The 24,162-nt window shown below is 31.1% G+C and carries 36 protein-coding genes; 11 read left to right on the plus strand and 25 right to left on the minus strand.

Annotated elements, in window-relative coordinates:
• Nucleotide 1 precedes the first annotated feature (1 nt).
• Complete coding sequence (cyoE, locus tag C5F47_RS08595) at nucleotides 2–931, plus strand: heme o synthase (protein WP_179360657.1); 930 nt, start codon at nucleotides 2–4, stop codon at nucleotides 929–931.
• On the opposite strand, the gene C5F47_RS08600 is transcribed toward cyoE, so the two are convergent.
• Complete coding sequence (locus tag C5F47_RS08600; protein ID WP_179360658.1) at nucleotides 926–1,135, minus strand: hypothetical protein; 210 nt, start codon at nucleotides 1,133–1,135, stop codon at nucleotides 926–928. The two genes, cyoE and C5F47_RS08600, sit on opposite strands and share 6 nt — an antisense overlap.
• Before the next feature lie 90 nt (nucleotides 1,136–1,225).
• Here C5F47_RS08600 and C5F47_RS08605 point away from each other — a divergent pair, with 90 nt between their 5' ends.
• Both C5F47_RS08605 and C5F47_RS08610 read left to right on the plus strand, forming a co-directional pair.
• Nucleotides 1,226–1,381, plus strand: a complete 156-nt coding sequence (locus tag C5F47_RS08605; protein ID WP_179360659.1) for a hypothetical protein — start codon at nucleotides 1,226–1,228, stop codon at nucleotides 1,379–1,381.
• Between the two features lie 70 nt (nucleotides 1,382–1,451).
• Nucleotides 1,452–1,922 (plus strand): hypothetical protein, encoded by a 471-nt coding sequence (locus tag C5F47_RS08610; RefSeq protein ID WP_179360660.1) that lies wholly within the window; start codon nucleotides 1,452–1,454, stop codon nucleotides 1,920–1,922.
• A 20-nt stretch (nucleotides 1,923–1,942) separates the two neighbouring features.
• On the opposite strand, the gene C5F47_RS08615 is transcribed toward C5F47_RS08610, so the two are convergent.
• Nucleotides 1,943–3,247, minus strand: a complete 1,305-nt coding sequence (locus tag C5F47_RS08615; RefSeq protein WP_179359959.1) for a DUF5679 domain-containing protein — start codon at nucleotides 3,245–3,247, stop codon at nucleotides 1,943–1,945.
• A gap of 152 nt (nucleotides 3,248–3,399) precedes the next feature.
• On the opposite strand from C5F47_RS08615, the gene C5F47_RS08620 reads away from it, so the two are divergent.
• Together C5F47_RS08620 and C5F47_RS08625 are read left to right on the plus strand one after the other, a co-directional pair.
• Nucleotides 3,400–3,774 (plus strand): hypothetical protein, encoded by a 375-nt coding sequence (locus C5F47_RS08620; RefSeq protein WP_179360661.1) that lies wholly within the window; start codon nucleotides 3,400–3,402, stop codon nucleotides 3,772–3,774.
• 5 nt (nucleotides 3,775–3,779) lie between these two features.
• A complete protein-coding gene (locus C5F47_RS08625) occupies nucleotides 3,780–4,463 on the plus strand; it encodes a hypothetical protein (protein WP_179360662.1) in 684 nt (227 codons plus the stop codon).
• 4 nt (nucleotides 4,464–4,467) lie between these two features.
• Here the strand turns inward: C5F47_RS08625 and C5F47_RS08630 are convergent, their stop codons facing one another.
• The 10 genes from C5F47_RS08630 to C5F47_RS08675 all read right to left on the minus strand — a co-directional run bounded on the left by C5F47_RS08630 (nucleotide 4,468) and on the right by C5F47_RS08675 (nucleotide 10,771).
• On the minus strand, nucleotides 4,468–5,133 hold the full coding sequence (locus tag C5F47_RS08630) for a hypothetical protein (protein ID WP_179360663.1): 666 nt from the start codon (nucleotides 5,131–5,133) through the stop codon (nucleotides 4,468–4,470).
• A 234-nt stretch (nucleotides 5,134–5,367) separates the two neighbouring features.
• Nucleotides 5,368–5,781 carry a hypothetical protein gene (locus tag C5F47_RS08635; protein ID WP_179360664.1) on the minus strand — a complete coding sequence of 138 codons (414 nt, stop codon included), beginning with the start codon at nucleotides 5,779–5,781 and terminating at the stop codon, nucleotides 5,368–5,370.
• A 54-nt stretch (nucleotides 5,782–5,835) separates the two neighbouring features.
• Complete coding sequence (locus C5F47_RS08640; protein ID WP_179360665.1) at nucleotides 5,836–6,321, minus strand: acyl-CoA thioesterase; 486 nt, start codon at nucleotides 6,319–6,321, stop codon at nucleotides 5,836–5,838.
• A 57-nt stretch (nucleotides 6,322–6,378) separates the two neighbouring features.
• Nucleotides 6,379–7,710 (minus strand): UbiD family decarboxylase, encoded by a 1,332-nt coding sequence (locus tag C5F47_RS08645; protein WP_179360666.1) that lies wholly within the window; start codon nucleotides 7,708–7,710, stop codon nucleotides 6,379–6,381.
• The gene (locus C5F47_RS08650; protein ID WP_179360667.1) at nucleotides 7,703–8,044 is read right to left on the minus strand and encodes a proteasome assembly chaperone 4; all 342 of its coding nucleotides are present in this window, start codon (nucleotides 8,042–8,044) and stop codon (nucleotides 7,703–7,705) included. Before C5F47_RS08650 ends, C5F47_RS08645 begins: the two co-directional genes overlap by 8 nt.
• A 17-nt stretch (nucleotides 8,045–8,061) precedes the next feature.
• Nucleotides 8,062–8,514: a hypothetical protein gene (locus C5F47_RS08655; protein ID WP_179360668.1), complete on the minus strand. Its 453-nt coding sequence runs from the start codon at nucleotides 8,512–8,514 to the stop codon at nucleotides 8,062–8,064.
• 350 nt (nucleotides 8,515–8,864) lie between these two features.
• Entirely contained in the window at nucleotides 8,865–9,275 is a 411-nt protein-coding gene (locus C5F47_RS08660; RefSeq protein ID WP_246271091.1) for a hypothetical protein, read from the minus strand.
• Between the two features lie 273 nt (nucleotides 9,276–9,548).
• Nucleotides 9,549–9,875 carry a hypothetical protein gene (locus C5F47_RS08665; protein ID WP_179360669.1) on the minus strand — a complete coding sequence of 109 codons (327 nt, stop codon included), beginning with the start codon at nucleotides 9,873–9,875 and terminating at the stop codon, nucleotides 9,549–9,551.
• 81 nt (nucleotides 9,876–9,956) lie between these two features.
• The gene (locus tag C5F47_RS08670; protein ID WP_425489574.1) at nucleotides 9,957–10,298 is read right to left on the minus strand and encodes a nascent polypeptide-associated complex protein; all 342 of its coding nucleotides are present in this window, start codon (nucleotides 10,296–10,298) and stop codon (nucleotides 9,957–9,959) included.
• A complete protein-coding gene (locus tag C5F47_RS08675; RefSeq protein WP_179360671.1) occupies nucleotides 10,298–10,771 on the minus strand; it encodes a PUA domain-containing protein in 474 nt (157 codons plus the stop codon). Before C5F47_RS08675 ends, C5F47_RS08670 begins: the two co-directional genes overlap by 1 nt.
• A gap of 91 nt (nucleotides 10,772–10,862) precedes the next feature.
• On the opposite strand from C5F47_RS08675, the gene C5F47_RS08680 reads away from it, so the two are divergent.
• The 5 genes from C5F47_RS08680 to C5F47_RS08700 all read left to right on the plus strand — a co-directional run bounded on the left by C5F47_RS08680 (nucleotide 10,863) and on the right by C5F47_RS08700 (nucleotide 15,623).
• On the plus strand, nucleotides 10,863–11,909 hold the full coding sequence (locus C5F47_RS08680; protein ID WP_179360672.1) for a phosphate uptake regulator PhoU: 1,047 nt from the start codon (nucleotides 10,863–10,865) through the stop codon (nucleotides 11,907–11,909).
• A 56-nt stretch (nucleotides 11,910–11,965) separates the two neighbouring features.
• Nucleotides 11,966–13,087, plus strand: coding sequence for a GTPase HflX (gene hflX, locus C5F47_RS08685; protein ID WP_179360673.1), 1,122 nt, complete (start codon nucleotides 11,966–11,968; stop codon nucleotides 13,085–13,087).
• A complete protein-coding gene (locus C5F47_RS08690; RefSeq protein WP_179360674.1) occupies nucleotides 13,077–13,610 on the plus strand; it encodes a tRNA (cytidine(56)-2'-O)-methyltransferase in 534 nt (177 codons plus the stop codon). The genes hflX and C5F47_RS08690 overlap by 11 nt, the downstream gene beginning before the upstream one ends.
• Nucleotides 13,611–13,636: 26 nt before the next feature.
• Nucleotides 13,637–14,152 (plus strand): transcription factor, encoded by a 516-nt coding sequence (locus tag C5F47_RS08695; RefSeq protein WP_179360675.1) that lies wholly within the window; start codon nucleotides 13,637–13,639, stop codon nucleotides 14,150–14,152.
• Between the two features lie 79 nt (nucleotides 14,153–14,231).
• Nucleotides 14,232–15,623: an NAD-dependent succinate-semialdehyde dehydrogenase gene (locus tag C5F47_RS08700; RefSeq protein ID WP_179360676.1), complete on the plus strand. Its 1,392-nt coding sequence runs from the start codon at nucleotides 14,232–14,234 to the stop codon at nucleotides 15,621–15,623.
• A gap of 18 nt (nucleotides 15,624–15,641) precedes the next feature.
• Here the strand turns inward: C5F47_RS08700 and C5F47_RS08705 are convergent, their stop codons facing one another.
• The 12 genes from C5F47_RS08705 to C5F47_RS08760 form a co-directional block, all read right to left on the minus strand.
• The gene (locus C5F47_RS08705; RefSeq protein WP_179360677.1) at nucleotides 15,642–15,950 is read right to left on the minus strand and encodes a hypothetical protein; all 309 of its coding nucleotides are present in this window, start codon (nucleotides 15,948–15,950) and stop codon (nucleotides 15,642–15,644) included.
• Nucleotides 15,951–15,952: 2 nt separating this feature from the next.
• Nucleotides 15,953–16,510, minus strand: coding sequence for a hemerythrin domain-containing protein (locus C5F47_RS08710; protein ID WP_179360678.1), 558 nt, complete (start codon nucleotides 16,508–16,510; stop codon nucleotides 15,953–15,955).
• 100 nt (nucleotides 16,511–16,610) lie between these two features.
• A complete protein-coding gene (locus C5F47_RS08715) occupies nucleotides 16,611–16,886 on the minus strand; it encodes an SWIB-MDM2 domain-containing protein (RefSeq protein ID WP_179360679.1) in 276 nt (91 codons plus the stop codon).
• Between the two features lie 36 nt (nucleotides 16,887–16,922).
• Entirely contained in the window at nucleotides 16,923–17,579 is a 657-nt protein-coding gene (locus C5F47_RS08720; protein WP_179360680.1) for a 2,5-diamino-6-(ribosylamino)-4(3H)-pyrimidinone 5'-phosphate reductase, read from the minus strand.
• Nucleotides 17,566–18,756 carry an amidohydrolase family protein gene (locus tag C5F47_RS08725; RefSeq protein ID WP_179360681.1) on the minus strand — a complete coding sequence of 397 codons (1,191 nt, stop codon included), beginning with the start codon at nucleotides 18,754–18,756 and terminating at the stop codon, nucleotides 17,566–17,568. Before C5F47_RS08725 ends, C5F47_RS08720 begins: the two co-directional genes overlap by 14 nt.
• Complete coding sequence (locus C5F47_RS08730) at nucleotides 18,750–19,502, minus strand: GTP cyclohydrolase IIa (protein ID WP_179360682.1); 753 nt, start codon at nucleotides 19,500–19,502, stop codon at nucleotides 18,750–18,752. The genes C5F47_RS08725 and C5F47_RS08730 overlap by 7 nt, the downstream gene beginning before the upstream one ends.
• Nucleotides 19,499–19,915, minus strand: coding sequence for a 6,7-dimethyl-8-ribityllumazine synthase (ribH, locus tag C5F47_RS08735; RefSeq protein WP_179360683.1), 417 nt, complete (start codon nucleotides 19,913–19,915; stop codon nucleotides 19,499–19,501). Before ribH ends, C5F47_RS08730 begins: the two co-directional genes overlap by 4 nt.
• 2 nt (nucleotides 19,916–19,917) lie before the next feature.
• Nucleotides 19,918–20,583 carry a 3,4-dihydroxy-2-butanone-4-phosphate synthase gene (ribB, locus tag C5F47_RS08740; RefSeq protein WP_179360684.1) on the minus strand — a complete coding sequence of 222 codons (666 nt, stop codon included), beginning with the start codon at nucleotides 20,581–20,583 and terminating at the stop codon, nucleotides 19,918–19,920.
• Between the two features lie 77 nt (nucleotides 20,584–20,660).
• The gene (locus tag C5F47_RS08745) at nucleotides 20,661–21,245 is read right to left on the minus strand and encodes a riboflavin synthase (protein ID WP_179360685.1); all 585 of its coding nucleotides are present in this window, start codon (nucleotides 21,243–21,245) and stop codon (nucleotides 20,661–20,663) included.
• Nucleotides 21,246–21,286: 41 nt separating this feature from the next.
• Nucleotides 21,287–21,985: a tetratricopeptide repeat protein gene (locus C5F47_RS08750; protein WP_179360686.1), complete on the minus strand. Its 699-nt coding sequence runs from the start codon at nucleotides 21,983–21,985 to the stop codon at nucleotides 21,287–21,289.
• Between the two features lie 71 nt (nucleotides 21,986–22,056).
• On the minus strand, nucleotides 22,057–22,200 hold the full coding sequence (locus C5F47_RS08755; protein WP_179360687.1) for a hypothetical protein: 144 nt from the start codon (nucleotides 22,198–22,200) through the stop codon (nucleotides 22,057–22,059).
• Between the two features lie 68 nt (nucleotides 22,201–22,268).
• Nucleotides 22,269–22,619 carry a response regulator gene (locus C5F47_RS08760; RefSeq protein ID WP_179360688.1) on the minus strand — a complete coding sequence of 117 codons (351 nt, stop codon included), beginning with the start codon at nucleotides 22,617–22,619 and terminating at the stop codon, nucleotides 22,269–22,271.
• Between the two features lie 58 nt (nucleotides 22,620–22,677).
• Between C5F47_RS08760 and C5F47_RS08765 the strand changes: the two genes are divergently transcribed.
• Entirely contained in the window at nucleotides 22,678–23,289 is a 612-nt protein-coding gene (locus C5F47_RS08765) for a transcriptional regulator (RefSeq protein WP_179360689.1), read from the plus strand.
• 16 nt (nucleotides 23,290–23,305) lie between these two features.
• Here the strand turns inward: C5F47_RS08765 and C5F47_RS08770 are convergent, their stop codons facing one another.
• Nucleotides 23,306–24,160, minus strand: coding sequence for an HpcH/HpaI aldolase/citrate lyase family protein (locus C5F47_RS08770; RefSeq protein ID WP_179360690.1), 855 nt, complete (start codon nucleotides 24,158–24,160; stop codon nucleotides 23,306–23,308).
• Between the last annotated feature and the right edge of the window lie 2 nt (nucleotides 24,161–24,162).

Consider the following 24,162-nt stretch of genomic DNA (forward strand, 5'->3'; position numbering starts at 1 on the left):
ATTGCAAAAGCAAAAATCACAATCAAGAGTAGCAGTATATTATGAATTAACAAAGCCAAAAATTTGGTATTTACTAGTTTTTACTGCATTTGGTGCTGCGTTAACTGCATCGAATATTTACGATATTGAAATTTCTCCAGCAACATGGCTTTTGATGTTATTTTCAGTTGCAGCTGGATCTGCTGCTGCAAATACTTTGACAAATTATCATGACAGGGATATCGACGCAATAATGGAGCGAACAAAAGAGAGACCTTTACCATCAAAAAGAATCTATCCTGCGGTAAAAGCAAGGAATTTTGGATTAGCATTAGCAGGAATATCTTTGATTTTAGCATTTGGAATTTCATTTACTACTACATTAGAACAAGGTGCATGGGCAACTGCATTCATTGCATTTGGATTAGTTAACAATATTCTAATTTACTCATATGTGTTAAAACGAAATTCAAGAACTAACATAATTTTAGGTGGATTATGTGGTGGTTCACCACCAATGATTGGATGGGTAGCAGTCAGTATGTCAGATTTATGGACTATGGGTTTAGCAATGGCAGGATTGGTATTCATTTGGATTCCAATGCACATTTGGGCATTAACACTGCATTTCAAAGAAGATTATAACAAAGTCAATGTTCCAATGTTAACTGCAGTTCAATCAGAAAAAACTTCTGCTAGAGCCATTGCATTATCTACAGTTGTAATGGTAGTATTTTCAATAGCCCCTTTCTTTATCACAACTCAAGATGGTGAAGAAATGGTAGATGCAGTATATCTTTGGACAGCAGTTGCATCAGGGGCATTAATGCTCGGATTATCTGTATGGGTAATGATTAAACCTATGGAAAAAGCTGCATGGACATTGTTTAAATTTTCTAGTCCATATTTGGCAGTACTATTTATTGCACTAATGGTTGATTCTGCGTTATAACATACTGCCTTTATCATCTAAGCTGTTAAGCTCTTTTGTAATTTCAGAATGATCATCAACTAAAGTTTTAAGTTCATTTTTTAGTTCTTCAGAATTCCATTCAGATGAAATTAGAGCTGTTAATTTTGCAACAATCCCCCATTGAATATTATTTTGATCGTCAATTAATTTCAAAAACCTTTTTCCTTTCTCATCATCATTCATAATTTTTTGACATATAGGAATCATAAAAAGTTAGCATTGGTAATTACATAATTTCAAAGTTTTATTAGGAAATAAATGATATTTTTTGTATTGCAATGTAGTATTTCAGAATGTAAAGAAAAAGCTATTCAAACGGTAAAAATTAGTTTCAGAGAGACTAGAAATCTATGTGATGGGCACTTTAAATTATTCAAAAATAAAGACATAGAGCATTTTCCAAGATTTTCAAAAGCATCTGATTATTAATTCAAGCAAAAAGAATATCAAAAAATGAAAATGTTGAAAGATTTAACACCTACTATTTTTAAATTACAATATGGCAGCCAAGAAAAAAAGTACTTCAAAGAAAACAGTGAAAAAAACTGCTTCAAAACCAAAAAAACAAGTTAAAACTTCATCAAAGAAACCAGAATTTGAAAAAGCATGGAAAGATTACAATTCTGCTTTGAATGGATGGAAAGAGTCTCTTGCACAATGGCAAAAGGCTACAAATGAGACTTTGATGACATATCATGATGCGTGTCAAAAAGCGTTAGAATCAGATGCTGAAATGTTGAAAAAAGTTAGTAACAGTTGGGAAGATACATGGCAAGAAATTGGACCAGAATATATTAAACAACAAACAAAGATGATGGAAAATATCTTTAAAGAGACAAATATTGAATCAATAAAAAAATTCAATGTTCAATGGGAGAAATTCCTAAAAACTTCTGGAGATGATTCAATTATAGCATATCAAGAAGCCATCAAAAAATTCAACCAGGCATGGCAATCAGGTCAAATGTGAATAGTTTACAAACCTAAAATTTATTTTTTCATTTTACCTATTCTAAAAACTCTACAATCACATACTGAACAAAATCCTTTGATTGCAGGTCTTCCATTTTTCATTTTAGTTTCTTCTGGATTTTTTATGATTCTTTTAGTTTTACATCTAACACAATACGCTTCTTGTGAAATTGGATCAGGGATTTTATTTTCATTTATTTCGGAAGAATAAAGTTTATTTTCAATATCATCAAGTTTTTTGTTTTGTTTTCGTAGAGTTTGAATGATTTCATGTTCAATGTCAACAGCCTCAAGTTTTTGAATTTCTCTTTCTAATTCCTTTACTTTGGAAATTTGTTCAGGGGTAGCTTCCTCTGGTTCAAGGAATTTTTGTTTGGATAAAGCACTCTCTAAATCATCAATTTGTTGTTGCAATTCATTAACTTGAGTTAATTGTTCAGGGGTAGCTTCCTCTTCCTCTGATTCGGTAATTGGTTCAAGGAATTTTTGTTTGGATAAAGCACTCTCTAAATCATCAATTTGTTGTTGCAATTCATTAACTTGAGTTAATTGTTCAGGGGTAGCTTCCTCTTCCTCTGATTCGGTAATTGGTTCAGGTGCAAGATCTAACTCTTGAGGTAGTTCTTCTGCGGATTCTTTTGGTAATGAACCTCTAGGACTGGAAGGTGGTTCTGATTCGGTAATTGGTTCAGGTTGTGATTCTAATTCTTGAATTTGTTTTTCTAATTGTTCTAATCGGGTTAATTGTTCAGGGGTAGCTTCCTCTTCCTCTGATTCGGTAATTGGTTCAGGTGCAAGATCTAACTCTTGAGGTAGTTCTTCTGCGGATTCTTTTGGTAATGAACCTCTAGGACTGGAAGGTGGTTCTGATTCGGTAATTGGTTCAGGTGCAAGATCTAACTCTTGAGGTAGTTCTTCTGCGGATTCTTTTGGTAATGAACCTCTAGGACTGGAAGGTGGTTCTGATTCGGTAATTGGTTCAGGTTGTGATTCTAATTCTTGAATTGTTATAGATTCTTCAAATTTAGATTCTGGTAAATCTCCCAAATAATCTAATTTTGCTTTGTTAGCATCTATTCGAATATAAGGACTTCCTCCAATTGAAAAAGTTTCAAGTTTGTGTCCTTTTTTCCATGAATTGTTTCCACGGTAGATTGTAATGTAAAATAATCCATTCTTAATATCAGATGCAATTGTTAAACGATCAACTGGTTTACCTTGAGTAATTCCTTTTTCAGTATCTTGATGTCTTGTAGCTACTAAGATCAAATGTTCAGGATCATAGCTAACTTCAGAAATTAAGTAGTCAGCCCATTTCTTCATTATAAAAAATAATAATTTGCATCTACTAATTAAGCGATGATTTTAACAAAACAAGATTACCAAAAATAGAATTTTAAGGTCAAAATCTGATTAAAATTTCTCAAAATAGGCACAAATAGGATTATAATTGGTGCAATTTCATTATTAGTTGAATGGAAATTTCTATTGAACCATGGAAAAAATTGATTATTCATGAAGTAATTGAATACAAATTTGAAGATTGGGTAAAACAAATTGCATTTAGTACACGTTCCTCAGGTGGAGGAATTCCAACTATGCAATGGACAAACGGAGTAGTTTTCTCTCCAGCAAATTTTCCAACAACTAATTCAACAGTTGATGAACAATTAAAAGGAACATTACATTGGTCTTCAGTTTCATTTGCAATTAAAGATAAATTTGAAAAACAAATTGTTAAAGAGAATGCAACAATAAATTTAGTAGATGTAAGTGTCAATGAGATTTTTAAAGAATTAGCAACCAGTTTAAAAGCACAATCAAAATATGCATCTTCAAAATCTGATTAATCCTAATGAACATAGAAGAAGAAGTAGAAAAGTGTGAAATTTATCTAAAACAAATCAAACAATATGATCCTGATCCATTTTATGTAAAGCATTTTTTTAATCAATTTATTCTTTCGATAGATAATATAATTTCAAGGATTTTTGAAGAAGCAAATACAGATTTCGGGTTATTTGTATCTCAACAAATTTCAGAACAAAGTTTTAACGAAAAAGCAAAAAAGAAAAACGATGAAAATGCAATTAAATTTTCTACTTGGTTTTCATCAAAATTTACAGAGGAACATGAAAATCCATATCCTAATTCAATAAAAAAAATTTGTGATTTTAGAAAAAAATTTGAAAAATTGCCTGAAATAAAAATTATGATTAGGGCTTCTGATAGATACAAAGATGACATTAATCAACAAATCAAAGTTAATCTTAATCAAGGAAAAATTCGTTCAAAGGAAGAATTAGAAATTGAAATCAGAAGACAGTTACCAGTATTTTTAGAAATAATTAATCATAAAAGAAGAGAGAAAAATGAGCCTAAAATAGAAGAAAATCAAGTTACTGCATCAACATTTGTTGAGGTTGGAAATAAGGAGGATATCGAAATTGCATACGCTTCAGAAATTTACATTCCAGTATTGAAACGCTTAGTTGAAGAATCAAGAGATAAAATTTACGAGTTATCTAAAAAACAATGAGATATCAATCATCTAATCCAAAAATGGAATGTTCAGTTTTAATTTTGATGATAGGTAAATATGAAAAACCGTGATCAAAATTATCTGAAAATTCTGGATCTTGGCCCTGATTTCCTTGGTATTTTACAAAATGTTTAGTGGGTTCTGATTCCAACTCAACATAATTGAAATTATAGTATACTTCATCCATTTCTAATGATGTAATGTATCCCATTATCCAAGAATTTTTGTGAGGTACAGCATAAAGAGTTAGATTTTGTTCATCTGGGAATTCTGGATCATATGTTAATCGAGCTAAACTTCCTAAATCTTTTACTTTAATGGGATGGAATTGATCTGAGAGTTTTTCAGATTTTGTTTGTAATGAGGAAATCTCTGAATCCATATGAACAATAGGTGCATAATGGGAATTGGTTTTTGTGGAATCTACAATATCACAAATTTCTTTTCCAGAGTTAACCTGGTAAGAAACATATCGTCCCAATTTAGGCATTGGAGCATAAAAAATTAGCAAGGTGTTTGCCAAAATGATACTAGATGAAACAACTCTAGAGCCATCAAGTTCTTGAGAATAGACTCGTTTAGGATATTCTTGTAAAGCACATGCCAATCTTGCTAAATCATCAAAGCTGGATAATTCTACAAAGCATTCATTTTGTGTAATAGACATCAAAAAATTGTAAGTTGATCATATTTTTATTCTTTCCACATTGTATCGATTTTTTCTATCAAAATACTCCATAATAAAATGGAAAATTATTAATTTTCCAAAAACAACTAGTGAAATTAAAGATAGAATGTACTCACCTAGATAATACAAATAACCTGTAACTCCTATTGCAGTCATTATTTCAATAGCAGTACAAGAACAAAAAAAGAGAAATTTTTCTCTCAATTCAAAAACTTATTGTGATTTTGGCCACATTGAAGTCCAAGTTTCAGCAAATTTTTTCATCATTTCACCATATGCATTCATCTGTTCTAATCCAGATGAACTAAGTGCCTTTTGCCAATTTTCAGTAAATTGTTTGAAGGTAGCAGTATTAGTGTCATTGAGAGCTTTTTGCCAATTCTCACCAAATTCTTTGAATGAATTCATTCCTGCGTCATTGAGAGCTTTTTGCCAATTCTCACCAAATAATTTCATGGTTTCTGCACTAGATTCGACAGTTGCTTTGTCCCACACACTGTTGAATTTAGATTGCATGTCGTTACTTGCATTTTGAATTTGCTCAAAAAGAGATTTCCAATTTTCAAGAGATTTTGTATATTCTCCCCATAATGAATCCCATTCATTATTTTTTCCTTGTTCAGACATTAACTAAAGATATGATTCATTATTCTTAAATGGATCTATGTGAAAAGTGTGGCTTTATTTTTGACGATTTTTTAATCGGTTATCCATTCGAATTTTACCCTCTTCAAATTTGATTCTGTCATCATCTGTTTTGAGAGATAATTTTGGAACATGTGTAGGTCTTCCATTTTTGTCAAGAGCCACAAATGTAACAAATGCAGTACCAGTAACAGTTCTAATTCCAGTTACTATATCTTCAGCTTCTGCCTTCACTTCAATTTCCATTGATGAATTATGAACATAGTTGATTCTAGCATTTAATGTTAGAACATTTCCAACAAAAACAGGTTTCAAAAAATTAACACTATCCATAGATACAGTTACCGCGTTAGATTGAGAATGACGTTGAGCAACAATGCCTGCCACCATATCGATATGTTTTAGAATTTCACCACCAAATACATTGCCGGCTGGATTTGCATCAGATGGGAACATTCGAACAATTACTTCTGCATGTGACTCTGCAGGACTTTTTTCTCTAGGATGGTTTTCAGATGACATTTTTAATCTAATTTTTGTTCCCAATCAGGACAATTTAATTTAATCAGTTGATTTTGTCTATTTGAAATATTTTTCAAGTTTAATCTTGTCAATTTTTGGAATTTTAGCTAATTCAAATCCTTCAGGCCTTTTAGATAGAGATCTAGTTGCATCTATTCCCATTTTTGCAGTTCGTAATTTTTGTTGATTGCTAGAAGGATCAAGACTAGAACCACGGACATTTTTGATAATTACAAGATCCTTATCAGCTTGGAATCTGGTTGCCATAGCATATTCTATAGATTCAGCACTATTAACATCAATATCTTCATCAACTACTGTTACTTGTTTCAAAGAACGATGGGATTCAAATGTTTTCTTGATAATTTTTTGGGGATCAGAGTCATTTTTCTTTTTAATTTGTACCACTGCATGTAACCAATTACATCCACCATCAGAAAGTGAGACCTGTTTAGTTTGTGAGAAAGATTTTTTCAATTCTCCATTTAATTTTGATTCAATAGGCATTCCCATCAACAACCTATGTTCTGAATATCCGGAAAGAACATCATGAAAAATAGGATTATTTCTAAAAAACATATTTTCAATCTCAAAAACTGGTTGAGATCTTTTATGATCATATGTCTGTAGCATTTCAACCATCCATTCAGGATGAGTTTTGTCTTGAAGGATTTTTCCTTCCATAACAATTTCAGCACCAGATGGAACATTCAATCCAGAAAAGGGTAATTTTGCTAAAGTTAATTTTCCACCCAAAAGTGAATTTGCAATATCGATTTCATCTTTTCCCCAATCAGCTTGATATGCACCTGCAATAGAAATTGCAGGGTGAACACCGACTGTGATAGCAATTTTAAGATCCTCGCCATGTTCTTTAGCATCAACAAAGCATCTATGGGTATGACGACCTTCCACCATCCGAATTGAAAGATGGGTTTCATCAATAGGCATCATTCTATGAAAAGAGGAATTTTGTTTTCCAGTTTCAGGATTTTTTGCATATGCTACAGATGATGTGATAAATGGACCTGATTCTTTTTCAAAATGAGTTACAATAGGCATGGAAAGGATGTTTTTTGACTTGTTTTCCATAAATTTCCCAGAAGAGACAATTTTAGGTTTTTTAGCTTTTTTGATTGCTAAAATTACTTTTTCATGAATGTTAGATTCATTTCCACCTACGGCAATTCCAAATCGTTTTCTAGTTCCAATTAAATTTGAAATTAATCTAAAATTACTTTCCTTAATTTTTTCAAACATTACAGCATGTGAACCATCAACCTTAGCTGTGATTCCAGCTATTTCGAATTTCGTGGATACCGGAGTTTTTACAGTTTTGAGTTCATGAATTTTCTTTATTTGGGAAATGTAACTTCTTAAATCACTCATTCTCAATCATATCCATAATCTCAGACATTAAGGCTTTTGCTGTTTCTGGCTCTAATGGTTTTTGAATAAAAGTAGATGCCAGAGCAATTCCTCTCATCCTAGTACTAATTCGTTCAGCAATGAGTTTCAGAAAAAGAGCTTCAGATCTAGATGGAATTATAGTTGTGGTAATTGGAGTTGGTCCAGTTGCTAATGAAACAACCATAGATCCTAATTTGTTAGAACCTTCAGAAACTGAAACAAAATAACCATTTTCAAATTTTTGAATTTGTAAAGAAAAACTTCGACTCTCCAAATTTACCATTTTCTGGAAAAATCCATTTGGAGAGGTCAACAAGCTACGAACGAGTCTTATGCTTTTATTGCTATTGATTCACTCTTCTGGGACTCTATAACTTCAGGGTTCTTCTTGCAATTCTTCTCATGTTTATCAGGATAAACGAAGAGTTTTTCACAGTGTTTGCACGGAGTTTTCTCTTTAGTTTTAGATTTTGTTGTTTTTGATTTAGCAGTTTTAGCTTTTGATTTAGATTTTGCTTTAACAGTTACTTCTTGAACTTCTGATTCAATTTCAGTAGCTGCTGCAGCTTCCATAGAATCAGCCTCAACTCTAGCTCGCAATTTTGCTTTGTATTTCAAATTACGTGGTTTTGTTCTTAATCTATATCCACAACATGGACACCAAAGTCCTTCCCATTTGATGAATATTTCACAAATCTGGCATCGACGTTGTCCAGAAGCATATCTTCCAGTGCCAACAGGCTTTTGAGCCTTATATCTAACACAAATTCCTTTACAAGTCATCTTGGTATTATTGTATAGAATTCATAGCTATATAAGCATGGATCGATAAAATTCATACAAAATAACATTAAACATTGAAAATATTTTATATTTTATACCGATCAAAATTAGTATTTTCAAATAAAAACACGAAATCAACAATAAATATGTATAGCTGATTTTAAAATCATATTATTTGAAAAAATAGCACATTACAATATAGACGTTTAACAAAAAATTTCGTTTTTTTTCAAAAAACTAATAAAAATTTATGATATTCTCATACTTTCATCATCATCAAGTCATGAAATAAAGGGTTAATTTTAAAAAATTACATTTTTTCAGATATTTTCAGAGGAATTTTTAATTTTCTAACCAGTTATGGACAATGGAAGAATTGAATATCGATATCCATCCCTTTGAGAAATATATTTTGCAGAAAGCATATCTCGTTTTCCTCGTTGATTAAAATTTTTAATTTTCAAACTAGTTCTTCTTTCATCTACAAATTCTAAATCAAATGATGAACAAAATTTTAGATTCAACATTGTTACAATTTGTTTTGCAATATTCATATTTCCATCTCCAATTTTTAGGATTTTTCTTTTTGCTCTCAGACCACCCAGAATTCCAATGATATGAAAAACTAATTCTTCAATCGAAGTATGAACTGAGCTCTCAATTTCTACACCATAATAAAAAATGGACAACCCCATTCTTTGACCAGGATCAATTCCAAGAATTAGGTCTTCTTCTTCATACCCAAGATTTAGTTTTTGCATCATCATTCCTCTAATTACAGTAGGATGATGTTCTAGGATGTCTTCATGAAGTAAAATTTTCTTACATTTTTTAGGGGATTCTTTCCTTGTAGTAAATACAAAATTGCCTTCAAAATCAGGGATTTCTTCAGGAAGAATAGAATCAAAAGACAGATTAAGATTCTTCAGATAAGTTGAAAATCTATAGTACGGTTTAGCATAAGTAGTTGCAAGTCCAATACGAGAATTCTGTAAGGGATCTATAATTTATGAAATGAAATATGAGATTTAGGTTTATGCCTTCAAAACTGTTGACACTACATGTTTGACTGCTTCATCAAAATTAGTATCAATAGTAGATTTAATTTCAGACAATTTTGCATCTCCTTCTTGAGCAATTTTTGTAGATTCAGCACTTGCTTTTTCTTTTGATGCATTGATAATTACTTCAGCCTCTTTAGTAGCCATTTCTCTAGTTTTTTCTAATAAATTATCAATTTCATTAATAGCCTTTACAGAAAGTTGTTTTTTCATGTCTCCAACTTTACTAGTTAGAGAATCAAGATCATCCTCTAAGGCATTCAAAGATTTTATAATTCCAGTTACCTTGGATTCAGCCATACTGCTCATTATACTTCAAATCTAACAATTCCATTACTTAAATCATTCATTTTTAGGCACAAAAACAAGAGATTTTGAGTACTATCCTGTAGTTAAGAGCAAAATAGCTCTTGCAAGATCGCCTTCTGCCTCTTCTAAAGCATTTTTCGCCTTTTCCTCATCAACACCTGCTTGTTGACTAACTAACTGGATATCTTCTTCTGAGAAAATTGGCACTTCTAATTCTCGTTCTTCATAACTATCTGCAGTTACTGTAAAAATTGAATTATCTTTTGCCTTCATTTCAGTAACTGAAGGTTTTGCAATAATGATTTCTTTTTTATCAGTTTTAATTATCACCTCTTGGACATTGGATAATTCGTTCATATCAAGACCCATCTTATCCATCATCCTTCGCATTTCGCGGTTTCCTCCTCCTCGCATCATGATTTTATTTCCTCATTACGACTTTTTAAACTATCTCTGACTTTGATGGCTACTCCTCTGTCAAAATCAGATATCATTTCTGAAGATAGTATTGCTCTTCCAACAGCTATTACTTGATTTTTAAACAAAACTGGAGTATCTGCTGCAATCCGTACATTTTTCCCACATGATACTACATGCTTACAAAATACTGATCTACCTTGTTCTACAAAAGGGGCTGCATCTGCATTTATTTCAACACAGTTTTCTTTGAATTTTTTATTCTTCAGTAATGTCTGAGCAAAATGGGTGCTAATGGCCAAACTGCCATCAATACGTAAAGTGCATAATAATTTTCCCTTGTGTGAAACTGTTCTTATTCTACCAGTTTTTCGTGAAAATGTCATTTCAGCATCTTTTGGTAAAGATTTTGATGTTCCATTACCAAACAATGCATCTAGGGTTTGTTGGAGTTTCAGGATATGATCCATGCTCATAGTAGAATCTATTCTAAATATTAGTTCAATGCAAGTCTATATCATTAGGCTTAAACTATATAGAATGCAATTTTCTCTTTAGATTATGGAAGATGGTGGAGAAACTAGGAAAATTCAGTTTACTGGAAAATCATCATACATAGTTTCATTGCCAAAACAATGGATTATGGAATTAGGTCTAAAGCAAGGAGATCAAATTAGAATGGTCAGAAAAGGTTCATCAACATTAGAGTTGTATCCACCAAAATTTGAATCAAGAACTCAGAAAAAAGAAGATGCAGTTATTGAAATTGAGGGAGAAGAAGAAGCATCTTCTATTGTTAGAAAATTAATTTCATTGTACTTTTTAGGATTCAAAACAATTAACGTAAAACCAAAAAATGGGAGATTAAATGCTCATCAAAGAAACACAGTGAAAGAAGCTGTAAAACGAATGCTAATGGGTTCAGAAATAATTGCGGATTCAAGTGGTGGGATCACGGTTCAGGTACTTGTCAATTTATTAGAATTATCTGTAGATGGAGCTTTCAAGCGAATGATTCACTTGGCAAAATCAATGTCAAGTGATGCAATTTTGGCAGTTAAAGAAAATAATTTGGAATTAGCCCAAGAAGTAATCAATACAGATGATGAAGTGGATAGATTTGGATTTTATATAATTCGACAATTAAAAATTGCAATTCAAAATGAACACATGCTAAAAGAGATGGGTTTTAGAAATGCTAGAAATTGTTTAGGATACAGACTAGTTGTAAAAAACATAGAAAGAACAGGTGACCATGCAGCATTTATTGCCAAAGATCTGATTGAATTTAAAAAACCAGTAAAAAAAGAGATTCTACAAAAATTACAGGAAATGAATGAATTTTGTTTATCTGTTTTAGATGATTCATGTCTTGCATTATTCAAAGAAGATTACAACCAGGCTGAAAAGACAATTACAAAAATCGATGAAATATCAAAATATGAGAAAAAAGTTAGAGATGCATCAAAATCGCTAAAAGATGATGAAGAAATCTATAGGGTTAGAAGAATGACTGAGAATATTCGAAGAGTTGCTGAATATGCTAGTGACATAGCAGAAATAGTTTTGAATATGAATATAGAAAAAACACTAAAAAAATCAGATTAATTTCTAAATAATGTCCAATACAATTATCTTAGATTCAATTAGAAAAATGAATTAGAATGAATTCTGCAATTTTAATCACATATGATCAAGAAGATGCCATTAATGAGGCCAAAGGACTATGTGATGCTGCAGGATATGAAGTAGTTCACATAATCACGCAAAATTTTCTGCAGAAGCCAAAATATGGGATTAGTGGAGGAGTACTAGAACAGTTAGAAGAGATTGCGGATAAATTAAGACCAAATGTAATCATTTATGACGAAATTCTAAAACCAAGTCAAAATTACAATCTTGCAACGGTACTACATAGAGAAGTATTAGATAGAGAAGCGTTAATTCTTGAAATTTTTGAAAGTAGAGCATCTAGTGCGGAATCAAAATTACAAGTGAAACTAGCACAGTTGAGATATGAAATGGCAAGAGCTAAAGAGAAAGTTAGACTTGCAAACTTGGGCGAACAACCAGGATTCATGGGAATAGGAAAATTTGAAGTCGATGTGTATTATAACGATATCAAACATAGAATGCAAACAATAAGATCTAAGCTAGAAAAAGCTGGAAAACAAAGAGAGCTTCATAGACAAGGAAGAAAGAGAATGGGATTCAAAACCATATCACTTGCAGGATATACTTCTGCAGGAAAGACTACATTGTTTAACAAGACAACTGGTGAAACAAGAACTCAAAGCAAAGAATTGTTTACCACTCTAACTACAACTACACGTAGACTAATGATAGATCAAGAACCATTTCTAATTGCAGACACAGTTGGTTTTATCAGTAAATTACCAGCCTACATGATTGATGCATTCAAATCAACATTAGAGGAATTAATACATACAGATGTGATTGTTTTAGTAATTGACATTAATGATTCAATTGCTGAATTAAAAAAGAAATTTTCTAGTTGTATGAGAACTTTAAGTGAATTAGGAGTAGAACAAGACAAAGTAGTGTATGCTTTAAACAAATCAGATTTATTAAAAAATGAAGAAATTCAAAGGAAAGTAGAATTTCTTAATTTATCTGAAAATAAAAAATTGGTTTCAGTTTCTGCAAAAACTGGAAAAAATATTACAGAATTAAAAGGATTGATCAAAGAAATTATTGAAAGTCAGAGTTTCCATAAACCAAAAACTAACGCATGGGAAGGAGTTGAAAAAACATTTGGTAATTGAAGTAGTTAGAATTGGACAACGCCTAGTAAGAGATGACAGGGTAACAACACATGTTGCACTAGTTTCTAGAGGATTTGGTGCAGAGCGAATTTACATGACAGAGATAAATCCTGAGATCAAAGACACCATTGGGAAAATTAACAATACTTGGGGAGGTAATTTTGAGATAGAGTATATTGAAAAATGGAAACCAGTTGTAAAAAAGAAAAAAGAGGAAGGATTCAAAATTGTCCATCTTTCAATGTATGGTGAAAATATCAATAATGCACAAGAAAAAATTAGAAATGAAGAAAATTTGTTAATTGTTGTAGGTGCTGAAAAAGTTCCAAGAGAAATTTATGAATTAGCAGATTATAATGTCGGAGTTGGAAGTCAACCTCATTCAGAAATTAGTGCTTTGGCAATTCTTTTAGATCGTATCCAAAATGGAAAACAATTTGAAAAAGAGTTTCCCAATGCAAAAAGAAAGATCATTCCTACCAAAAATGGGAAAAATGTGCAGGTAAAGGAAACAAGGGATTAATAGTAGAAAATCAGGAGTGATTAGAGTTGGTAGACAAATACGAAGATCCTTTTGTAAGAATTGCTTCAATGATTGGAGGAGATGAATATCTCAAAGTAGCAAGATCTCTTCTAAAGGCCGAAGATGCTACAGATGAAGAAATAGCAAGTTCTACAGGTCTTAGAATTAACATGGTAAGAAAAGTATTGTATGACCTATTTGGAAAATCACTAATTACTGGAATTAGAGTCAAAGATGAACGAAAAGGATGGTTTGTCTATAGATGGAGAACCAGAAGAGAAGAAGTAGAGCATTTTATTGAAAATCAAAAGAAGAAAATTGATGAAAGGTTACAACAAAGATTAGATTATGAAAATGCTTCAGATTTCTATCACTGTGGAAACGAAGATTGTCCTAGAGTGACATTTGAAAATGCACTTGATGGAATGTTCAAATGTCCATCATGTCAGAATGTATTAAATCTAAAAAAGAATGATAAGTCTAAAAAAGCATATCAAAAGAAAATTGATGAGATCAAAAAAGACATGCAACAAACTTTTTGAAAATTTTTGAAATTATATTAAATAAAAAAATTGAAAACCAGGTTACTAGAATAAATAGGAGAAAATCGTCGGAATATCCTTGAGTCAAATAGCTACAGTAAATCCATCAACAGGAGAAGAAATTAAAACATTCTCAGCAATGGACAAAAATCAAGTATTTGATTTAGTGGGAAAAGCAAAAAGAGCATATCCAGAATGGAAAAAAGATTATGAAAAACGTAGAAGTTACATTTACAATTTAGTAGAATATCTAAAGAAGAATAAAACAAAACTTGCAACCGTAGCTACATCTGAAATGGGAAAACCACTCAAAGAATCAATTGGAGAGATAGAAAAATGTGCATGGGCTTTAGAATTTTATGCAGATCATGGAGATAGTTTTCTTTCTGATGAAGTATTAAACACGGATGCAAGAAAGAGTTTTCTAACTTTTGAACCACTTGGTGTAATAGGCTCCATTATGCCATGGAATTTTCCATATTGGCAAGCATTAAGATTTGCAGCTCCATGTTTAATGGCAGGAAATGTGATTGTGATGAAACCATCTAGAGTCACAATGCAATCAGGTATTGAAATTGAAAAAGCATTTACTGAATCTGGAATGCCTGATGGAATATTTCAAACAGTTGTTGGAAGTGTCGAATCTGCAAATCATCTTATAGATTCAGATGTTAATGCTGTAACTTTTACTGGAAGTACTAATGCCGGAGCAAAAGTAGGTGAAAGAGCTGCAAAGAATTTGAAAAAATGTGTATTAGAATTAGGAGGGAGTGATCCTTTCATTGTATTAGATGATGCAATTATTGAAAAGGCTGCTGAAGGTGCTGTAAAAGGTAGATTCATCAATTGTGGTCAAAGTTGTGTTGCATCAAAAAGATTTTTTGTTGGAAAAAATATTGCAGATGAATTTATTGAATTATTTATTAAAAAAGCATCTCAGCTCAAAGTAGGAGATCCCATGTCAATTGAAACAGATGTTGGGCCATTATCAAGTAAAGACGGTTTGGAAACAATTTCTGGAATAGTTGAAGATGCAAAAGAAAAAGATGCTGAAATTCTTTTGGGAGGATCTAAAATTGATGGAAAAGGATTCTTTTACAAACCAACAATTCTTAGAAATATTAAATCAGATATGAGAATTGCAAAAGAAGAAACTTTTGGTCCAGTAGCTCCAATTACAATTGTTGAGAATGAAAGTGAGGCAGTCAAACTAGCAAATGAGAGTGAATTTGGTCTTGGTGCAAGTATTTGGACAAAAGATCTTGCTAAAGCAGATAAGATGTCAAGACGAATAGAATCAGGGATTGTGAGTGTCAATAATGTTGTAATTTCAGATCCAAGAATTCCATTTGGAGGAATTAAGCATAGTGGATTTGGAAGGGAATTATCAAGATATGGTATGTTAGAATTTGTAAATTTGAAATCAGTTAGATTTTATGATAATTTAACTCATCATCACTACGTAGAATAGATATTTTTAATTTAAAAATTATTCCTCAGAATCTGATTCATCATCAAATTCTTCATCTTCCTCTAAGTCATCTTCTTCATCATCACATTCTTCTAATTCAACATAAGTTGGATTACCATCTTCTCCAAAGAAAATCTCAATGCAGATATCAGTATCTAAAGTGGAGACTAGGGTTTCGATTAATTCTTTAGGAAAATTTCCCAGTCGACTTGGATCAGATGAATATCGATATGTTGTTAACTCATTTTCATGGTAAAAATCAACTTCAATATCACCAGTGGTAAATTTTCTGACTGTTGTAACTTGACCAAATATACTTGTAGGCAAATTTAACTTCCTTGTTCAGAAACATCTTTTGTAAGATTTTCAGCTAATTGTTCATAATGTTCTCTTGTTTTACCAAGTTCATCAAGTTTTGATTTTTCAATTTCAGTTAATTCTTTATCAACTTTTTCAGATACATATTGTAACCTTGCTTCTGCCATCATGAATAATTTGTTATTCTCCTTCCACAAATGTTCAGTAATATGTTCTACATATTGTTGCATATCACTAACCAATTTTGTTGAATCACCTGATGCAAGATATTCTTTTGCTGATGCTTCCATTTCAGTGCCAATTTCTCTTGAACGTTGATGATCAATTAACATCATTGCAATTGGTCCCATATTGGTAGGTAATCCTGCTTGTTCTAAAGCAGGGAATAATGATTTTTCTTCTTTACTATGATGACAAACATCTGTAAAGTTTTTTGAAAAATCAATTACAGGTAATAATATTGATTCAGGAATTTGTTTATTATCGTTCAATAATTGAATGGTAGACTCCATTGCTTTGATGACTTTTTCAATCAATTCATGATCGCGTCTTAAAGATGCAGTTGACATGTAAATTATAAATTAAATCCAATATCTATACCTTATTCATTTTAAACTAAAATAATTAAAAGATAGAAATTAGTTAACGAAAATTCGTTAACATGTGGGTTTAACGATTAGAAAGGCTTTTTGATTTTACAAATGCCCAAATCTTTTTAGTCATTTCACTTGGAGCAATTGGTTTTTTACCAAAGACTTGTTCTACTGTTTCAGAACGTCCTGCAAAACTTATTGCATATCCACCAAATGCTGGTTTCTTAGATTTTGATTTGGTTGCTTTCTTTTTTGGAGCTGCTTTTCTTTTTGGAGCTGCTTTTCTTTTTGGAGCTGCTTTTCTTTTTGGAGCTGCTTTTCTTTTTGTTGTAGTTTTCTTTTTTACTGCCAATTTCTTGTAATTTTATTTCAAATAAAGTATAATAACTTACACTTTGAGATAATTCAAAACCAGATGATTTTTGAGCCTCTTGATAGATTTAAGACGAAGATGGGGAGATTTTGAAATTTTATCAAATCCAATTCCTTGAACAAGAGATATTGTATTATTTCCTCCAATCAGATAAGGTGACAGGGTGATTATCATTTCATCAAAAAGATTTTGCTTAATGAATTCCCAGTTTATTGTTCCACCTCCTTCTACCAATAGAGTATTCATATCTTTAGCTGAGAGTTTTTTCAATAGAGATTTGATGTTAACAGATTTTTCACCTGTTATAATTACCTCTACAGGAAATTTATTCAATTTTTGAAGATTTGATTTTGAAATAGTTTTTGACACAGCTATTATTGTAGGGATTTGTTTTGATGTTTGTAATATTTTTGATTTAGAAGAGATATTACCTTTAGAATCTAAAATTATTCGGACAGGATTTTTTCCTTTAGTATGTCGTACAGTTAACAAAGGATTATCTTTTATCACTGTATTTTTTCCAACAATAATTCCATCTACTTTACTCCTAAGTTTATGTAATCGAATAAAATCTTCAGAGGAAGATAATTTAGAATCCCCTGATCTAGTTGAAATTTTTCCATCAATGGATATTGCAGCACTTAAAATTACATGTGGTTTAGAGTTTGCCATGAACTAACTTTCCTCCTATCATTACAGCTTTGATGGTAGATTCAGATGCTCTATGAACAATTGATGCATGTGAATCATGCATTGGTTCTAAATCTAATGCATGTTTATCTAGAAATATACAATCTGCAATTTTTCCAGATTGAATAACTCCAATTGGTTTATTCAAAATTTTTCCACCATTTACAGTAGCCATTTTAAGAATTTCTTTTGCATCAATTCTTTTTTTATGAATTCCCATAGTTACTTTCCAAATGAAATCCATTTCTCTAAACATATCAGGAGAATTAATCATCACATTATCCGTGCCTAGAGCTAGCGTACAGCCTGATTTTTGCATTAATTCAATATCAGGAATTCCTTCTGCAAGAGCAGAATTGGCTCTTGGACAAATTACTATTCCTCTTGTTTTTTTAGAAGATTTTTGAAGATCAGTTTTTGAAGCATAAGTCATATGAACTAAAAAATCAGGTTTTAGTGTTAATGCTCTAATTGTTTCGGATTTTCCTGTAACTTTTTTGGATGTACTAGTACTTTGTTTAGTTTCAGCAGAATGAATTGCTTTTAGTTTAGTTATTTTTGAATAGTGATTTAGAACTGAAGTACTATTTTCATTTGCACCACTAACACCAATTCCATCACATTTTTTCAATAAATTAAGAAATTCAGTATTTTTTGTGCTTGGAAAAGATATGTTTTTTTTAATTTCCTTACTATTTTGATAAAATTCCATCCGTCCTAAAATAATTGAACGAATAGGTATTTCTTTTGTAACTTTTTTCAGTAGATTAACGCCATCTAATCCCCCTTCTCTAAAATCTACAAAAGTGGTGATTCCCTTTCTAATCATAGAATAACAAGTATTTTTCATGAAATTTCCTAGATTTTCATCAGAAGTATTTTTTAGAATTTTTGATTTTGCACCAAATACAGGATGGATTTTTTCATCTACTGTTTTGTTTAATGAAACATCTTTTCCTATTGAATCTCCAATGTGGGTATGAGCATTTATGAATCCAGGAATCATTAAAAGGCCAGAACAATCTATAGAATCTTCTTTTGTAATTGGTTGAATTTTTGAGCTGATTTTTTTTATTTTGTTATTAGAGATTCTAACATCAGTTTTTGAAACATAATCTAAGTTATCTCCAAATAGTATGCTGATATTTTTTATTAACATGATAATTCATAAACTTCAGGTTTTTCCTTGCCTGAATCTCGAATTTCTCTTATAGTATCAAGTGATTTTGTGGCTAATTTAACAGCCTCTCGTCCAGATTTTGCATTGCCAATTCCACAATTCAAAGAAATTTGATCATTATTTTTTACAATATTGATGAAATCTTGCACAGAATTTTTTGCTTCATTATCTGCTACTACCATGAAATTATCACCACCCATAAAAAATGTTAGAGAATTTTTTTCTAGAAAATAGTTAGACATCTTAGAATACAATTCAAAAATTATCGATGAAATTTCATAAGGAGAATCTGTTTTCCTTCTAGATGTAAGATCATCTACATCTAAATGCATTATTGAGACTTCTGAATCAGATGTTTCGTTCACAAATCCAAAAATATTATGTTCTGTGTTTAAAATGATTTTATTTTTCTTTCCTTCATATGCTTTCAAATTTGCTTCAAATGGAGTATTTCCAAAACCAATTGAAATTGTCAAACCAACATCAAATGATTTTTCAAGAATTTTTTGGATTTGAATATGATCCTCCAAAGTAAGACCATTTGAAACAACAAAAAATTCATCAGCCCGATTGAGAAATACAATGCAGTTTTTATCAGAAAATAATTTTTGAACTTGTTTATAGAGAGATGCTTGAAGCATTTGAAGTTCATGTTCTCTGTCACTGCCCAATGTCAATGTCCATGGACCATATTCTGTAATTTTTAAGATACTTAGCTGAATCATTTTTGAATCCTTTTTAGTTCATCAGAGATTTTTACTACAGCCTCTACTGCACGTTCTGCGACAGGTCTAATTCTAGCATATGCATGTCTCTCCTGCATTCCTGGTCCTGAAATGCCTAAAGAAACGGGTTTTTTGTATTTTAACGATAGATCAGTTAATGCCTGTGCTGCTGCATGAGAAATGACTTCATCATGTTTTGTTTGACCCTTAATGATAGCACCCAAAGTGACTACAGCATCAACATCTTTTTTGTTCAATAAAGCATCCACAATTATAGGCATATCATAGGCTCCTGGAACCACACAAGTATGAGTAATTTTTAATTTCAATAATTCTGCTTTTTCTTTAGCTATTGCAAGCATCCTAGACGTCACTTCCTCATTGAATTCAGAAGATACTATTGCAATATTCAAAACTAATTCACCTTAGCGTATTCTAACAATTCTTTTCCATCAATTAATGGAATTCCATTTTGTTTTGCAAATTTTTCTGCCTTATCAACAGATAATGCGGTATAAGTTTCAGCATCCATCATTTCACAAATTGCTGTAACAGGAGTCAAACCAGCTACTTGAGCTAAGTAAACTGACATTTCTGTATGACCTTGACGTGCTGCCAATAATCCTTTTGAGGCGATTAACAACGGAACATGTCCAGGGGTCTTGAATGATGATGCAAATTTTTTCTGTTTATTTTCAACATTATGGATTTTAGCCATTTCACTAATTGTCAACGCTCTATCTTTATCGGTGATTCCGGTGTATGTCTGATAATGGTTTACAGACAATGAAAAAGTTGGATGATCACCATAAGGCGCTAATCCCATAATCATTTCTTTATTTGAAATGGAGGATTCTGAAAGAATTTCATGCATATATTGTAAATCTAAAGAGGTTGCAAAATTATTATCAATTGCAATACACAATAATCCCCCAGCATGTTGACGCATTCTTGCTACATGTTCAGGAGTTACAAATTCTGCAGCTACTACCATATCAATTTCATTTTCTCTACCAGCAGAATCAAACAATAAAACAAATTCTCCACGTTTTAATGATTGTAATGCAGATTCAAGAGTCATATGAAAAAACTTCTTAATCTAATTATAAAGTTTACTAAAAAATTGGTAATTACCACTAAAATTGTAAGTAATTGGCTTTATTTTAGAATGTATTTTCCAAGGATGTCAGTTTCAATATTAACTTTATCGCCTACTTTCTTGGTATGAAAATTAGTAACATCAATCGTATGAGGAATCAATGAAACGGATGCAAGAGAATTTTTGATATCAGTAACAGTCAAACTAATTCCATCAACTGCAATAGAACCTTTTTTGACTACAAACTTTGATAATTTTTTTGGAACTTCAAACCAAACTTGTACTTCTTTAGGTTTTTTTAGAATTTTTTTGATAATTGCCACTCCATCAACATGACCTAAAACAAAATGTCCTTCAAGTCTATCCCCTGCTTTCAAACTACGTTCAATGTTTACAACTCCACCAACTGTTAAATTTCCAAGATCAGTTTTTTTTGTTGTTTCTTCAATCATTTCAAAAATACAGCTATTTTTTGAAAGTTTTGTTGCTGTAAGACAAACTCCATTTAGAGCAACGCTCTGTCCAATTTTTAAACCCTTTCCATATTTTCCTAGATTTACAGTCATTTGAATAGCACTTCGATTTTTTGTATTGCGCGATATTTTTTCTACTTTACCAATTCCTTCAACAATACCTGTAAACATTACAAATTCTGAAGTGTTTCTGTATAAAATTATTTTGTTATTTAGTTTGATTTTTCAAATTCATCATTACAAAATTGATGAAAAACAGAACATTTGTTTTCTTTAGCCTCATTTTTTATTTTTTCCATGTCTTTGTTTAAAATTCCCTGTGCGGCTAAAAATGCGTCATCACTCATACCTAATTTTTCAAATAATTTGGATTTTGCAAGAGGTAATTCTTTTAATTTTGAATCGATCATTTGAGCCTGATCATAATAATGGATGGCATCTTGATAATTTCCAAGATGACTAAGAGAATTAGCTTTATTCATTAATGCCGTAATATCTTTAGAATCTATTAGAAGAGATGTGTCATAACATTCTAAGGCTTCCTTGTGTCTGTCTAACTCATTTAATGCAATTCCCAGACTGTTTAGAGCCCAAATATCCTTTGAATCAATCGAAAGAATTTGTTTACAGAATTTTATTACTTGTTCATATTGTTTTAAATTTTCAAGAGCAAATATCTTATTTTTTAGAGCATAAATATCAGAATTTTTTATTTCTAAAACTTTATTGCAATAATCAATAGATTCATCAAATTTTTTTAAATAAATCAAAGATAATGAGATATTTTGAAGTGCAAGCATATCATTTGGATTATTTTCAAGTAATTCCTTACAATAATTATACATCTCATCAAATTTTTCAGCATCAAACAACCTAGTAATTACATTTGAAGGATCAAGGAGATCTATCATTATATAATAAATTAAAAATACATCATCTTTAATCTATTCTACTTAAAATACAAACTTGTAGAAGGATTTTATTATTTCAAAACTTTACGAAGCGTTTCATTCAAGACTTTAGAATAGCTGTATGAAGACTGTTCTTGTTGAATTAGTTTGGCTTGACGTAATCTAAGTTTCTTATCAAGATCTTCATCAATCATAATTGTTACTCGTTTACTCATTCTTATCACAGTAATGGTATGAAGTTTTGAATATAACATTATATGAAAAGTTCCAAAAATGGGAAAAATTAGTTTTTAATGATAGAAATTATTTGATCCATTTTGAATGGTTTTTGAATAAGAGGGATGTTGAGTTTTTCTAATTTTTCTTCAGTCGCAAAACTTCCATCAGCAGTAACAGCAATAATTCGTGCTTTTGGATTAATGTCTTGAATTTTTTTTATTGCATAAAATCCACTTCCATTAGGCATATTCAAATCGATTAAAACAACATCAGGTTTAGTTTCCTTGAATAATTTAACAGCAGTAACACCATCAAATCCATTTCCAATTACGTTGATATCATGTTCTTCAAGAAATTCACTGAATAATCTAACTGTATCTTCATCATCATCAATTACAATTACTGATTTAGACATGTCTAGTCATAGTACAAAGAGCAGTGCTTTAATATTTTCCATTTTTTACAACTAATGTATGGGTGGTATTGACAGGATGATTGCATCTGCATTATCATCTGAAATCAAAAAAGAATTAGATTTAGACATTCTGAAAAAAACTGAACGGGAGTTATTTTTGGAGCATGGTATGTCAATCAAGTTATCAATTGAGCATTTTCATAAATTTTCAAGTGTTTTGAGAAAAAATTCATCAATAGATGTTAAAAAATTTGAAAAAGATTGCATTGGTAAAATTCTCAAGATAAAGAAGAAAGATGATAAATTTTTAGTTACAATAATTAATTCAGATTTAAGAGATTTAATCTTAGAATTATTTGGAGAAGTGGAAACTAGAAAAATCATTTCGTCTCTTTTAGAGAATGAATATACTATTCCACAAATTCTTAAAGAATCCAAAGTTCCAAAGACATCAGGATATAGAAAGATAGAAAATTTAATTCTTCATGGATTAATCATTGAATCAGGGAAAGTACTCAGTGAAAGTAAAAAAATATCTAAATTACAATGTGTTTTTCAAGAAATGAAATTAGATATCAAGAAAGAAAAAATTGGAGTTATCGGAGTAGTAAATAAAAAAATGTTTGAGAAAAGCACCAGTATGAAAGTAATAATTGAATCTCTTGAATAAAATTAAAACGAAGAAACTATTTTACCAGATCGAGTAAGGCTTTTGCTTGCTTGTAATGAACCTCATCAATCATTTTACCCTCTACAGTAGTAGCGCCTTTACCTTTTTTTGTTGATTCAAGGTAAATTTTGCATACTTTTTCAGCCCAAGATATCTCACTTTTGTTTGGATGAAACAATTTGTGGACTATGGGAATTTGATCAGGATGTATGATACTTTTTCCTGTGTAACCTAGACTTTTTCCCAATTTACAGTCTTTTTCCAACCCCTTTAGATCTTTTAGATCTTGCCAAATAGCATCAATTACTACGACTCCTGCAGCATGAGCATCTACAGATATTTTTCTTCTAGAATATTTTTCACCTTCAGAATTTTTAGTATATTCAACACCTAAATCATTCAATAAATCAAAAACTCCGAAAACTACTGCAGATACTCTCTTTCCAAAAGATCCAATTTCATACGTGTTCACTACACCCTCAGCAGATTCAATAGATGGAATAATTTGTATTGGTTTTAGTTTTCGAGTTTTTTCCAAACTAGAAAGAATTTTTTCAATTTTTTTCATTTCTTTGATATTGTTTACTTTAGGGATTACAACTCCATCAATTCCTTTTTGTACAATTTCTTTAAGATCAGTTGGAATTTTGCCAGAACTTGGAGAGTTTGTTCTCACAAATATAGAAGATTTGTATAATTTTCTAGATTTTAATGCAGTTTTGATTAGTTTTCGAGCATTAGATTTTTCATCATCTGGAACAGAGTCTTCTAAATCAAAGCAAACAATGTCAGCTTGGAGATCCTTAGCTTTTTCAAGAAACCTTGGGTTGTTACCGGGTACAAAAATGAGACTACGAAAGAGCTGAGTCATTA

Origin of the sequence: Nitrosopumilus cobalaminigenes, assembly GCF_013407145.1 — an archaeon.
GTDB lineage: Archaea > Thermoproteota > Nitrososphaeria > Nitrososphaerales > Nitrosopumilaceae > Nitrosopumilus > Nitrosopumilus cobalaminigenes.